This is a genomic window from Romboutsia sp. Marseille-P6047 (genome assembly GCF_900604535.1).
Classification (GTDB): Bacteria; Bacillota; Clostridia; order Peptostreptococcales; family Peptostreptococcaceae; genus Romboutsia_E.
Genome location: NZ_UWOT01000005.1, coordinates 53,044 through 67,830 on the forward strand (window position 1 = coordinate 53,044; position 14,787 = coordinate 67,830).

At 26.7% G+C, this 14,787-nt stretch carries 12 protein-coding genes and 1 riboswitch; of the genes, 2 read left to right on the top strand and 10 right to left on the bottom strand.

Annotated elements, in window-relative coordinates:
- Window positions 1-15 precede the first annotated feature (15 nt).
- The 9 genes from EIH23_RS06590 to EIH23_RS06630 form a co-directional block, all read right to left on the bottom strand.
- Entirely contained in the window at window positions 16-987 is a 972-nt protein-coding gene (locus tag EIH23_RS06590) for a WG repeat-containing protein (protein ID WP_122639432.1), read from the bottom strand.
- A 99-nt stretch (window positions 988-1,086) separates the two neighbouring features.
- Window positions 1,087-2,043, bottom strand: coding sequence for a dipeptidase (locus tag EIH23_RS06595; RefSeq protein ID WP_122639433.1), 957 nt, complete (start codon window positions 2,041-2,043; stop codon window positions 1,087-1,089).
- Between the two features lie 88 nt (window positions 2,044-2,131).
- Window positions 2,132-3,505, bottom strand: coding sequence for a tetratricopeptide repeat protein (locus EIH23_RS06600; RefSeq protein WP_122639434.1), 1,374 nt, complete (start codon window positions 3,503-3,505; stop codon window positions 2,132-2,134).
- 131 nt (window positions 3,506-3,636) lie between these two features.
- Window positions 3,637-5,019, bottom strand: coding sequence for an aldehyde dehydrogenase (locus EIH23_RS06605; protein WP_122639435.1), 1,383 nt, complete (start codon window positions 5,017-5,019; stop codon window positions 3,637-3,639).
- Between the two features lie 79 nt (window positions 5,020-5,098).
- Window positions 5,099-5,689 (bottom strand): helix-turn-helix domain-containing protein, encoded by a 591-nt coding sequence (locus tag EIH23_RS06610; RefSeq protein ID WP_122639436.1) that lies wholly within the window; start codon window positions 5,687-5,689, stop codon window positions 5,099-5,101.
- A 36-nt stretch (window positions 5,690-5,725) separates the two neighbouring features.
- Entirely contained in the window at window positions 5,726-7,222 is a 1,497-nt protein-coding gene (locus EIH23_RS06615) for a VanW family protein (RefSeq protein WP_122639437.1), read from the bottom strand.
- A gap of 110 nt (window positions 7,223-7,332) precedes the next feature.
- Window positions 7,333-8,724, bottom strand: coding sequence for a UbiD family decarboxylase (locus EIH23_RS06620; RefSeq protein WP_122639438.1), 1,392 nt, complete (start codon window positions 8,722-8,724; stop codon window positions 7,333-7,335).
- A gap of 162 nt (window positions 8,725-8,886) precedes the next feature.
- Window positions 8,887-9,663, bottom strand: coding sequence for a protein phosphatase 2C domain-containing protein (locus EIH23_RS06625; protein WP_122639439.1), 777 nt, complete (start codon window positions 9,661-9,663; stop codon window positions 8,887-8,889).
- Window positions 9,664-9,853: 190 nt separating this feature from the next.
- Window positions 9,854-10,135, bottom strand: coding sequence for a hypothetical protein (locus tag EIH23_RS06630; RefSeq protein WP_122639440.1), 282 nt, complete (start codon window positions 10,133-10,135; stop codon window positions 9,854-9,856).
- A 204-nt stretch (window positions 10,136-10,339) separates the two neighbouring features.
- On the opposite strand from EIH23_RS06630, the gene EIH23_RS06635 reads away from it, so the two are divergent.
- Window positions 10,340-12,094: a peroxiredoxin gene (locus EIH23_RS06635; RefSeq protein ID WP_122639441.1), complete on the top strand. Its 1,755-nt coding sequence runs from the start codon at window positions 10,340-10,342 to the stop codon at window positions 12,092-12,094.
- Between the two features lie 52 nt (window positions 12,095-12,146).
- On the opposite strand, the gene EIH23_RS06640 is transcribed toward EIH23_RS06635, so the two are convergent.
- Window positions 12,147-12,755, bottom strand: a complete 609-nt coding sequence (locus EIH23_RS06640; protein WP_334294986.1) for a ribonuclease H family protein — start codon at window positions 12,753-12,755, stop codon at window positions 12,147-12,149.
- 140 nt (window positions 12,756-12,895) lie between these two features.
- A riboswitch (Lysine riboswitch) is annotated at window positions 12,896-13,068 on the top strand.
- Window positions 13,069-13,178: 110 nt separating this feature from the next.
- On the opposite strand from EIH23_RS06640, the gene nhaC reads away from it, so the two are divergent.
- Window positions 13,179-14,618, top strand: coding sequence for a Na+/H+ antiporter NhaC (gene nhaC, locus EIH23_RS06645; RefSeq protein ID WP_122639443.1), 1,440 nt, complete (start codon window positions 13,179-13,181; stop codon window positions 14,616-14,618).
- The last annotated feature ends 169 nt before the right edge of the window (window positions 14,619-14,787 follow it).

A 14,787-nucleotide genomic window follows, 5' to 3' on the forward strand; every position in this document is an offset into this window, starting at 1 on the left:
CTTGGAATATTACTATTATAAAATTAACTTACCATTTTTATCAATATAATTATTATTTTTACCTTGAATTACCTGTGCATATCCATCTTCAAAATCTGATATAAAATCATACACTGGCACTATTTCTATATTACCGGTTTTATTTAAAAATCCCCAGACACCGCCTTTAGGAATATTAATACCTCTACTAAAAGAGTCTAAACCCATATTAAATCTAGCTAATCCTTCTGAAAAATTACAGGCATAATCAAACATTGGCTCTATTATTATCTTTCCAGTTTTATCAATATATCCCCATTTATCATTAATTGAAACAGCAGCCAACCCTTCATAAAATGGTTTTGCTTTTTCAAAATTAAAATCTATTTTTAGTTTTCCATCTTTGTTAATATATCCCCACTTATCTCCAACCCTTATCGCTGCTAATCCCTCCGAAAAATCTGTTGCTATATCAAACTCCGGTCCTATTATCATCTTTCCTGACTTATCAATATATCCATACTTATTTTTTAATTCTACTAATGCTCTGTCTTCAAAAAATTGATTTACATATGTGTATGTTGGAGAAATAACAATTTTTCCTGACTTATTTATAAATCCCCATCTTTTATTCATTTTTATGCCTGCAAGCCCCTGTCTAAAATTTGCAGCACAATCAAATTTAGGTTTTATAACTTCTCTTAAAGATGTATCCATATAACCATATAGATTGTTTATTTTTATTTTTGACATACCTTCATTAAACTCAGTAGCACTTTCTAAATTAAGAAATATTGATACATTTCCTTTTGTATCTATATATCCAAATACCCACTTTACACTTTTTCTTATTTTTTTTATATATGTTATAACGCAATATCCATCTCTAAATCTATCTGATACATACTTGTATTTAGGCCTTATTATTAGATTTTTATCTTTGTCTATAAATCCATACTTACCATTTTTTAAAACTGGTAAAAATAATTCTTTTGGTTCTTTCTGCATAGTATATCCCCTCCTATGAATAATAAATTCATAATAATAACCATTACTATATATTATTATTTTGTTCCTTATACTATGCTTTTTATACCAAGTAAGTTTTTATTTTCCAAAATTTTTATTTATAAAAGTTAAAAAGTTTTTATATGAAATTTTTTCTATATCCTCATTTTTATATCCTCTATCTTTTAAAGCTGTTATGATATTTTTCGTTTTAGATGCATTTTCTAGTCCTTTTGTACATTCACCCTCATCTAAATTAAGATAATCACAATAATCAAACCCAAAACATACAGCGTCTATTCCAATTAAATCAACCATGTAATCTATATGATTTATCAAACTATATAAGTCTCTTTTGTTATTATCATCACTAATAAATCCAATATAACTATTTACTCCAATTATTCCATCTGTTTCTTTTATTAGTTTAATTTGCTCTTTTAATAAGTTTCTTTTTACATTACATAATTCTCTTGCATTAGAATGTGTAGCAATTATAGGCTTTGTACTAGTATTATATATATCATAAAAAGTTTTATCATTAGCATGGGATACATCTATAATTATTCCTAGATTTTCACACTCTTTTATAAAATCTTTACCCATTGGTTTTAGTCCATTATTACTATTACCCTTAACTCCAGTAGCAAGCTTATTTTCTTCATTCCATGTTAAAGATGCAGTTCTTATTCCATAATCATAAATTTCCTTTACTTTATCTAATTTATCTTCTAAACTTTTAGCACCTTCTAGATGCATCATAGCTGTTATTTTATTATCTTCTAATCCTTTAATATACTCTTCATAATTTTTTGCTATAACTAAGAAGCCTTTAGATAAATTAGCTTCTTCTTTTGCATAATCCATCATTACTTTTAATCCTTCATAGTTATAGTATTTTTTTAGATATGGATCTTGCCAAAAAACAAAAATGCCTCCATTTACTCCTCCAGTTTTAAATTTATCTAAATGGTATTTTCTTATAATATTACTTTCTTTACTTAATTTTTTACTTAATACATCAGAGAATATATCTGCATGAATATCTAGTATCATAATTTTACCTCCATAACTTTACTACCTTCTATTATAAATATAAAAATAGAGTAAGGTTCATACTATTTTCAACCTTACTCTTTATTATCTACTTTTCTTTTAAAATTTCTGAAACCTTAGAGTTATTATACATACTGTTAGGTACTTCACTTCTTAATCCATAGAATATTTCTTTTGCTTTATCTAACTCACCATTATCATAATATAACATACCTAATTGATAATATGCATCATCATAATAATTTTCTTCTGGTGTATAAGTATATATATACTTTCTATAGTAAATTATAGCTTCTTCATCATTACCAAGCTTTTCATTTAAAAGGGCTACTTCATATATAGATGCTGATATAAATTTCTTACTTTTTCCATATTTAACAACACCTTTAAAGTATTCAATTGCGTCTTCATAGTTGCCTGACTTTTTAAGGCTAGTAGCTTTAGTATATAAAGTATCTTCATCTAATGAAGCTATCTCATTTTGAACTTGAGCTTCATCTAATACTTGAGTAGTCTCATCTAATTTTTTATTAGTTTCATTTAACTGTTCATTAGTTTCACTTAGTTGCTTATCTGTTTCGTTTAATTTTTCTTCTTTACTACTTAGCTCTGAAGTTAAACTTTCTATTTTTGCTTTATTATTGATATGATATATACCAACACCTACTGCTAAAAATGCTATAATTACATATGGTATAATATTCTTTTTGTTTGATTTTTTACTTTTTTCTTGTACTGTATTTTCTTCTACTTTTTCAGTAATTAATGATTCTTCATTATCATTTTCAAAAATTGGATTATCCTTATCTACTTCTTTAAGTTTACTAAAATAGTAATCTTTCTTTTTTTCATTTCCTAACTTATTATAAAGTAAATAAAGAATAACATATGGTTCTATTAAGTCTGGATCTTCATCTATAATATTGTCTAATATATGTATAGATTCTTGATTTAATTCTTCATTTATAAATCTTATAGAGTGATTATATCTACCTAAAAATACTTTAAAATCTTCTGATGATAGTATATCAACATATTTTCTTGAAAGTTCATTATTACCATAACAAAGAGCTGTATAAAAACTTTCAAAGGCTTTCGAAAAATCACATTTTAAAAGTTTTAACAAACCTCTTAAATTTAATATATCTACATCCTTAGGGTTTATTTCTAGAGCAGATTCAATTAATTCAACTGCTTTTGTTATATATCCTCTATTAGCTAGTTCTAATGAGTTGTTGTAATCATTATATGACTTTAGCTTTATTTCCTTGGAAACTTCCTCGCTATTGCTTTTTAATTCATTTTGTAAATTAAGTATTGTTTCATCTTTATAGTTAGTAGTTACATAACTTTGTTTTAATGCCTTTAGCGTCTCATGTTCGTCTTCTTCTTCTATATTAAAAAATGTTAAATCACTTTTTTCTTCTTCTACTAAAGATATGTCCATTGACTTTTTCGGCATGTTAAGTATGTCTATTTTATATTATTACCTAAAATAACAATCGCCTCCAATCTATTCTTCATTATATAAAGATAACATATTTATCATAGTTAGTCAAAACTATACATTTTTTGCTATTTAATTGTCATTAACTACAATATATCAAATGATTTTTTTAATAATTCTAATGCTTTTTTACTATATGGAGGATACTTAAACGGTATATCTATAGATGATGCTTTTAATATTGTTTTTTCATGAGTAAATGCATCAAAACTTCTTTTTCCATGATAAGAACCAATTCCACTATTACCTATCCCCCCAAAAGGAGCATTTTGATTAGAAATATGCATTATTGTGTCATTTACACATCCACCACCAAACGAAAATTTATTTATAATAGTATCTTCAAAGTTTTTATCATTAGTAAATACATAAAAAGCAAGTGGATTTCTATTTTTTTCTATTATTTCATCTAAATCACTTATCTTCTCAAACTCCATTACTGGAATTATTGGACCAAATATTTCTTCTTGCATTACATCATCCATAAGTTCAACTTTATCCAATATAGTTGGCTCTATCTTTAGTTTAATTTCATCATATTTTCCACCATAAACTACTTTATCATAATTTATTAAGTTTAATATTCTGTTAAAATGCTTTTTATTTATTATTCCAGCATAATCATCGCTTTTTATAGGACTTACTCCATAAAATTCATTTATATATTTTTTCATAGCTTCTATAAGCTTGTCTTTAATTTTTGTATGGGCAATTATATAATCAGGAGCTATACAAGTCTGACCTGCATTTAATAATTTTCCCCATACTATTTTTTTAGCACTTTTATCTATGTCACAATTCTTATCTACTACACATGGACTTTTACCACCAAGCTCTAAGGTAGTTGGCGTTAAATTTTTAGATGCAGCTTCCATAACGATTTTTCCAACAGCAGGGCTTCCTGTAAAGAATATATAATCAAATTTTTTACTTAGTAAGTATTTATTTGTTTCTATATATCCTTCTACTACTGCTATATACTCTTTGTTAAAATACTCTTCTATCATATCCTTTATAACTTTTGATGTATTAAAAGACAACTCTGATGGTTTTATAATTGCACAGTTACCTGATATAATAGCTCCTATTAATGGAGATATGCAAAGATAAAAAGGATAATTCCAAGGAGACATTATTAAACAAACTCCATATGGTTGCTTGTATATATATGTTTTTGCTCCAGGGTTTGTAAGAGGTGTTTTTACTTTTTGTGGTGATGACCATTTTTTTATTTTATTTCTTACATGCTTTATCTCTGATAAAGTTATTCCTATTTCCGTTTCATAAACTTCAAATTCACATTTATTAAAATCCTTTTTAATAGCTTCTATAATTTTAGACTCATATTTTTTTATTGCTTTTTTTAAAATATCAAGTTGTTTTATTCTAAAGCTTACATCTTTAGTAATCTGACTATCAAAGTATTTATTTTGTAAATCTAATAATTCATCTATTTCATTAAATATCATTATTTTATTCTCCTTATAGATATATATAATAAATGGTATGTCATAAAATGTAATTTAACATTTTATAACATACCTACTTTTATTTTATGTTATATTTTTTTACTTTTCTATATAGTGTTGCTATACCTATATCTAATGCATCTGCAACTTTTTTCATACATTCTGTATTACTACCATACTTTTTTATTGCCTTTTCTATAGCTTCTTTTTCTAAATCATCCATAGTTTTAACTTCTTCTTTATACATCTCATCTAATTTAAATGATATTAAATCAGACATTCTAGATATAAATTCAGTTAAGTCTTCATTTTTAGAAATAAATTTATTTTTTTGCACTTCATCAAATGCTGCTATACCTAATAGTCCAAGTATTTCATTCCCTAACTTTACTGGAGTACATATGTCAGCAAGCTCTTTACATTGATTTTTATAACAACACTTGTTACATTCATTATCTATTTCTTTATTTATTAAGTAAGATTTTCCTTCTGTAAGAACTTTATAATATACAGTTTCTTCTGATATTTTTTCACCTATTTTATCTTTAAATACTCCTGTTCCTGCAATTCTTATAAGATCTTTAGTGACTAATGTTACATCTACATCTAGAACACTTGAAATATTTTCACAAATACTTTGGATGTAATTGGTTATATCATTTAAATTCAAATTAATACCTCCCAATATCTTTATATTAAACAAACTTTACTGAGTTACATTTTCTGTATTTACTTGTTCATTGTTATTCTGCTCTAAGCTCGTATTTTCTTGATCAGATGTAGTTGACTCTTGAGTACCTTCTTGTGGATTATTCACATTTTCATCCTTATTAGTTTCTTCTTTATTAACGTCCTCTTTATTGGTCTCTTGTTCAATTTCTTTAGTACCAACAGCTACAACTTTTTGCTTTTTAGGGTAATATGATGTATATATTTTTTCCTTTTTAATTACATTACCTTCATTATCCTTATATATTCTATATGTTGATACAGTGTATCCGTCTCTACCTTTTTCTATTACTTCTTCTTTACCTTTTTCTATAGTAGGGTCTTCTATAGTTTTTACATTAGCTTCTGATACTGAATCTATATTTGTCTGAATTTCTATATTTTGTTTATCTTTATTACTTCCATAGATTTCAGTTACAAGTGTACTTCCATAAACATAGCTTTTTAGATAAACAGGTTCAGTTAAATTATTTTTAAATACAAAGTCTACTCCACTATCTGTAACTGTTGCATCTCTACCTTTAGGAACATACGATGATGGAATTGTATGATTTCTTAGTTCAACAATTTCAAGTCCAGCATATAATACTGAGTTATATAGTGTAGATGATAATTGGCATACACCACCACCCATTCCATTTTGTAACTCTCCTTCTACTATTACTGGTGCATTATTATATCCATTACTAGCTGTATAAGGTCCAGTTTCATCAACATATGAAAACTCATCTCCTGGCATCATTAAAAAGTTATTCATTTTTTCCGCTGCAATTTTTATATTCGATATACGACCTGCTGATGATCCTTTTATAGCAGTTGTGTATCTACCTAGTATAGTATTTACATTAACTAAATCTGATTTAGTTATAGTAGGTTCAACTTCATTAACAACAAGTTCATCAGATAAAATACCATTTTGTAAATTTACTTTTATTTTATTTAAACTATTTTCTATATCTAATTCTAATCCCTTTGAATCATCAGTCACTGTTATATTATTTCCACTTATATTTAATGTTGAATTTTTCATTTCAATATCTATCTCATCTTTTATTTTTTCTAATTTTGATTTCAACTTATCTTCATTATAATTTACAACCATATCTATTGCATTTTTACTTCCAAAATTAGTTTTTATAGTTTTAGATAAACTATCAAGTATATTATTATCTCTGTTAAAATTATACGCTCTTTCTATAGTCTCATCAAAGTTATAGCTTGCATCTACTTCACTAGGAGCTACACTCCATTGTTTATCATTAAAAGATAATTTTATTATACCTATGTTTAATTTATCCTTTAATATAGACTTAGCCTCATCTTTCGTTAAATTTCCAATATTAATATCTCCAATATAAGTGTTTTTAGCTATTTTATCTCCATTTATCTGAGTGTACATTATTCCGATAAATAAAATTAAAGTAGCCACTATAATTCCTATTGCAATATATACATTATTTTTTGCTTTATGCATAACTACGTCTCCTCTAAATTTTATTACTAATTTATATATTTACCAATTAATACAAAATATCCTCTATTTTTATTATTTTATACAATTATTAAAGCGTGTATAAACACGCTCTAATAATTTACAATCTCATCATTAGATACAAAATAGATTTTTTTTGTATACATATCTATGAGATATAATTCTTTTTTCTTAAATATACCTTTATTGACAACAGCATAATAATAAACGCTATTGTTATTCTTTATAAAGTTATCTACTAAATCTTTATTTTTTGTATACTTACTACTATCTTCTTTTGAAACAATATCTATATTTTTAAATGATTCGTCTTTTTCTTTTAATTTATTTTCTAATTCAAATCTACATTCGCCTTCACTTAAAGCAAATCTAAACTCTCCGCTACTTATAATCTTAAAAAAACCATCACTATAAGATGTATTATAATCTTTTTCACTTGATTTATAAGAATATATCTTTCTAGTCTTTGCATCAATTAGTATTTCATCTATTAATTTATCATATTTACAAATTTCTACATAATAGAATTTATTACCATTTATCATTTGTTGATAAGAGTTTATAGTAATTCCATCTTTATTTGTTCCCATTTTTTTTGTTATTAAGTTTATAATATCATCTTGCGTCATAGTGTATAAAGATAGATTTTCTTGATACTTACTTTCTAATTCAGATATCTTCTCATCATCACTATAGTACTTCTTTAAATATTCTATATACTTAATAGCTTCATCATAGTTTCCATTTTCATTAGCATAACTAGCTTGTTGTATGTAATAATTATACATAGAACTTATACATTCTTCTTTTGCTGCTTTTGCTAATTTATAATATTTCTTATCTTCTTCTAAAACTTTATCATAACCCTGTATAGCTTCATAATATTTCTTTACTTGTTGATTTTTAGTTGCTTCATTATAAACATTTCTAGATTCATAATAATTTTTTATTTTTTGAGTGTACTCATCTAATTCATCATTCATATTATTTAATGTTGATGATATACTTAAGTAAGAAAGTGCTACATCATAATTTATATTTTCTTCTATATACATTTCTTCAACTCTTTTTGATTGCTCTATTATACTATCAATATTTATATTAATATTATCTAACGCATTTACAGTATTTATTAAACCTATATATTGTTCTTTGTTTATTTGTCCATTTACATATTTGTCACCATTATTTATAATTACAGAATTTATTTTTTTAGATGCAGATTTATTAAATCTACTCATCTTCGATCCTGAAAAATCTGACTTTAAAGTTTCATAATAATCATATGCAATTTGATATTTTCTTGATTCTATATTCTTTACTAAGTGATCTACTTCTTTACTTATACTCATTTCATCACTACTAATAAAGAATACGACTATTAGTGCAATAAAGGCTAATACAGATAATAAAAGTTTAGTTATATTACCTCTATTGTTGTCTATAAAATCAGCAAATTTATCAAACAATTCTTTAAACTTCATTACTTTTCCCTTTCTATGTCTATAATATTATTATTTATATTTGCCTTATACTTTTATTATCTATTATACCATAATCTTTCTATTTATTTACATTTAAAAACAATATAGTATAAATATATTAATAATACTACATTTTTTTGATATTGATTTTTAAGACAACATTTATATAGATTTTATGAACATTATACTAATATCATCATACCCTTTATTTTTACTTAAATTATCTAAATGTTGTTTATAATTATTTTCAAGCCAAAACTTAGAAAATACATTTTTATTATACATTAATATAGTGTCATTCAAGTCATTAATCATGTCTTTATAATTATTAAATGAATCATAAAATCCATCACTAAAAAGAATAATATAGTCATTTTTATTTTCATCATTAATTTCCTCTATATAGTACTCTATATATCTATAAGACTCATTATTACTTAATGAGTTAACAAAATAATTATTATTCATTCCTAGAACTTTAATATATTTATTATTTTTCCTTATTAAAATATAACTATCCCCTATATTAAAGTATAATCTAAAACTATCACAAATTAATGCTAAAACCAATGTAGTTGCATATTTAGAATACTCAGTTCTAAATACAACAGGTCTACTTTGTTTAAAGTGATTATTTACTAACTCTAGCCACTTTATATATATTTTTTGTTGTATTTTACTATTAACTAAATCATTTTTTATGTTATCTAGTTTATATCCATTTTCTTTTATATAGTTCTCTAAAACGTAAATTCCTGCATCACAAGCTAATTTTGATCCTATATGGCTATATTCAAAAAAATCACTACTATGTCCATCTGCTAATGAACATATTATCCCACCTTTAATTTTTTTATACTTACAATAATCTTGTGATTCCTTACCTTTTAATATATTTTTATATCCAACTACACTTCTGTAGAAAACATCAAATTCCATCTCCTACCTCCTAAAATACTTCTTATTTATTTTTTATTATTTTTAAGTAGAAACTATTCTCCATTTATAATAAAAATAGGACTACAAACAATACTTGATGATATCAATATCGTTTATAGTCCTATTCTTACATCCTCACTAATCATTAAATTTAACGTCATTAAATTTATATAATTCTCATTATGCATTCTTATGATACTTTTCTTCTTGATATATTTTGATTTTGCTTTTTCTTGTTGACTACCTTTTTAGCAACCCTAGCTTGAGGTACTCTTCTTTTCTTAGCAAATATACGATTTATATTGCATAAAAATAAAGTCCCGAATAGTGCTAAACTTCCAAAGCTGAAAAGCATAAAATAATATCCAATTCCAACAACTACTCCCATAAAAAGGTTAGAAATAAACAGCGTAGAAGTTACAAAAAAACATATCATAGGTGACATAATAAGTATTTGTACCAATCTTTTCAAACTACTCACCCCTATAATTACAATTTTTAACACATTTATTCATAATTAACTATACCAAATTTATCTAAAAATAGCAATTATTATTGTACATTTTTGTTGTATATAACAGACTTACACTACTTACTATTATAACCTGTAACATAAACATCTATTTATTAATACTATAAAATAGATTATATTTTATTGAATTAAGGGGTGATTTATATGCCATGTCTTCCAAGTTTAGGATCAACTGCGCCTGATTTCGAAGCCAATACAACTTTTGGACCTATAAAGTTGTCTGATTATAAAGGCAAATGGGTAGTTTTATTTTCTCATCCTGGTGATTTCACACCAGTATGTACTACAGAATTTATATGCTTTGCAAAATATTATGATGAGTTTCAAAAAAGAAATACGGATCTTATAGGGCTTAGTATAGATAGTAATAGTTCTCACTTAGCTTGGGTTTATAATATTTGTACTTTAACTGGTATTGAAATCCCATTTCCTGTTATTGCAGATTCTAATATGAGAATTGCTAAACTATATGGTATGATTTCTGAATCTATGAGCAATACATCTACTGTTCGTTCTGTATTTATAATAGATGATAAACAAGTTTTAAGAACTATTCTTTACTATCCTCTAACAACTGGAAGAAATATTCCAGAGATAATAAGAATTATAGACGCACTTCAAGCATCTGATAATGATAATATAGTTACTCCAGCTAACTGGCTTCCAGGTATGCCGGTAATTTTACCTCCACCTAAAACATGGAAGGATTTGAAAAAAAGAATAAATAATTGCGGAAAAGAATATTCATGCTTAGATTGGTACTTATGTTTTATGCCAGGTAAAGATGTAAAAGAAATAGAACGTTCTCAAACTATACCTTATTTAAATAGACCTCCTATAAACGGTCCTGATGAACAGTCTAATGTTACTAATAGTAATTGCCCTGATCTTCAACCAATTGTTATGGAGTATGTTTTAGGCAATCCGAAAAATGTTGACCCTAACTTTTTAGACGCAGTTATTTATGCATTTGTTGAAATAAATCCTGATGGTTCTTTATTAGTCCCTACACCAAGATATTTAGAGTATTTGGTTTCTCTAAAAAGATATAATCCTCAACTACAAGTAATTGCTGCTATTGGAGGATGGGGTGCTGAGGGATTCTCAGATGCAGCTTCAACACCTAAATCTAGATATGATTTTGCTAGACAGGTTAATAGACTTATAAATAATTATAACTTAGATGGTATAGATATTGACTGGGAGTATCCAGGTAGTAGTGCCTCTGGTATAAAATCAAGTATTAATGATAGAGAAAACTTTACATTATTATTAACTGCCATTAGAGACGTAATTGGTGATGAGAAATGGTTAAGTGTTGCTGGTACTGGTGATACTGGATATACAAATAGAAGTGCTGAAATAGATAAAATTGCTCCTATAATAACTTATTTTAACCTTATGAGCTATGACTTTACAGCAGGTGAAACTGGAGAGAGAGGACGTAGACATCAAGCTAATTTATATGATTCAGACCTATCTTTATCAGGTTATAGTGTTCATGGAATGGTTCAAAATCTTATACAAAATGGAATGCCTTCTGAAAAAATACTATTAGGAGTTCCTTTCTATGGTAGATTAGGAGCTACTACAACTGTATCAAATGACGAACTTAGAAGAAATTATATAAATAAGAATGGATATCAATATCAATTTGATAACGAAGCTAGAGTTCCTTATCTTATAAGAGATGGTCAGTATGCTATGTCTATAGAAAATGATTTATCTATATATTTAAAAGGTCAGTATGTATTAAATAACTGTTTAGGAGGAATATTCGCTTGGCAGTCAACTTATGATCAAGCAAATATATATGCTAGAGCTATGTATGAGTCAATAAATAGCCCAATAGCATTTGCAGATGAATTAGAAGATATCTATGGAGAAATTCCTGATTAAATCATAAAATAATAAGACCCTAATGAGTATACATTAAGGTCTTATTATTTTTTTATAAATCTATAGCTTTTTTAGCTAATTTATCAGCTTCTTCATTATACTTATCACCACTATGAGCTTTAACTTTTACAAATTTAATATTTAGTTTATTTTTTATTCCATCATAGAATCTTTTATATTCTATTGTTCCCTCTTTATTAGTTTTCCAAACTCCAGTACACCATTTTTCAATACCTTCGTAGTCAAAGTATAAAATTAGATTTTCTATATTATTTTCTAGGCAATAATTCATAGCTAGTTTTGATGCTTCTATTTCACCTGCGACATTTCTCATAGTTACTAAAGACTCATCATTACCCTTTATGCTGTATGTTTTTTGAACTTGTCCATTTTTTAGTATAACAACACCTGAGCCATATTCTCTTATACAATGTTCATAACTACCATCTACATATGCCTCTACGGTGTTATCTTCATTCGAAAAAATAATTTCTTTCTTTCCATATATATACTCTTCTGCTTCATCTTTAGATAAAAAGCTTTTGTATTCTGCTCCTGAAAACCCATTTACTTGAGACTTACATTCATCCCAAGTATTATATATTCCTATGCACTTACCTTTTCTGACTGCATAAAATTTTTTTTTACTCAATATTATCACTCCTATAAGCTTACAATTATTTTTATACCGCTTGTAATCAATAATTATTGTAACTTAAACTTTATTTTTTTTAAAGTTATATTTTGTCACTTCCATATGTTATTACTTTATGGTATAATTTTTTATGAATAACGAATATAACTAATGATAGAGGTCGCGATATTAATAAGTAGTTCTGTGGAGGTAAGCACGTTGAAGCAAAACAAAAGGTAATATTGCCGAAATATACAAGTGAAGCTTTAAGCTTGTATGTTGGGGTTATACATAATATGTATAACACTGTCACAATAATTTGTGGAGTACTATCTTTAGATTAAGTCATATACTAAAAAATGATTAAGTCTAGAGTAGAAACTTCTACTCTATTTTTTTAGCTAAAATTTAGATATCAGGTTATATTCATAAAAATCAAGGAGGTCTATCATGACATCATCAAGAGAAAAAAAACAAGCAACCTTATTTGATGCAGTTTTATGTATCGGTTTCTTAGTTGCGACCTTAGTAACATGCTTAGTCATTCTAAAAGATTATGAAATTTCAGCTCATATTCCATTAATATTAGGTGGAGTTTTTGCTGGCTGCATATCTATATTTAAGCTTGGGTTTACTTGGAAAGAATTAGAAGAAGGAATTTTAGAAACTATTAATACTACAATGCAATCTATTTTAATACTTTTAGTTGTAGGTATATTAATAGGTACTTGGATTATAAGTGGTATAGTTCCATCAATGATTTATTGGGGACTTAATTTATTATCTCCAAGTATATTTTTAGTAGCTACTACTGTAATATGTGCTATCGTATCAATTTCTACAGGTTCATCTTGGACAACAGTAGGAACTATTGGTATAGCATTGCTTGGTATAGGAAGTGCATTAGGCATGCCAAGTAGCTTAGTAGCTGGTGCAATTATTTCAGGAGCATATTTCGGTGATAAAATGTCTCCACTTTCAGATACAACGAACTTAGCTCCTGCAATGGCTGGAACTAATTTATTTGATCATATAAAACATATGTTATATACTACAATTCCTGCTCTTTTAATAGCGCTTATAATCTACGCTATATTAGGAATGAAGTATGCAGGAAGCCAAATAGATACAGCTCAAATAACAGAAATACAAAATGCTTTACTATCTAGCTTTAATACTTTATCTCCATGGTTATTCTTAGTGCCAGTTGGAGTTATAGCTATGGTTATCCTTAAAGTACCAGCAATACCCGCACTAATGATCGGAGCACTAGCTGGAGGATTTGTAGCGGTATTTTTCCAAGGAAGTTCAGCTGCAGATGTTATTGTAGCTGCTAAAGTAGGATATACTTCAAATAGTGGTATGGTATTTGTAGATGAATTACTTTCTCGTGGAGGACTGGAAAGTATGCTAGATACAGTTGCACTTATGATGTGTGCATTAGTAACTGGAGGTATACTTGAAAAGTCAGGAATACTACAAGCACTTGCTAATTCAATATTAAAAGTAGCAAAAGGAACATTCGGATTAATTGCTGCTACAATTTTCACTGCTATTGGAACTAATTTAGCTGTAGCTGATCAATACCTAGCAATAGTAATTCCAGGAAGTATGTATAAAGATGCATTTAAAAACCAAGGATTAGCTGCTAAAAATCTATCTCGTGCTTTAGAAGATAGTGCTACAATCACATCACCATTAATTCCATGGAATACATGTGGAGCTTATATGTCTGCCACAATGGGGGTTGGGTGTTTTGCATTTTTACCATTTGCATTCTTCAATTTACTTTGCCCTATAATATCACTATTTTATGGTTTAACAGGAATAAGTATAGAAAAAATATCAACTGAAGATAATACTGAGTCTGTAAAAGAGGCTATAGTATAAATATAATAAAAGGGTTGTCTATTTAGACAACCCTTTTTCTAATCCCCTTTTTAGGTATATTTTAGAATGGATTAATAATACATCAAATACACAAAGTTTAAGTAAAGATAGTATTTGTGTAAATTCTCTTGTAGATAATAATTTAGGTAATGTAATAAAATTGATACTA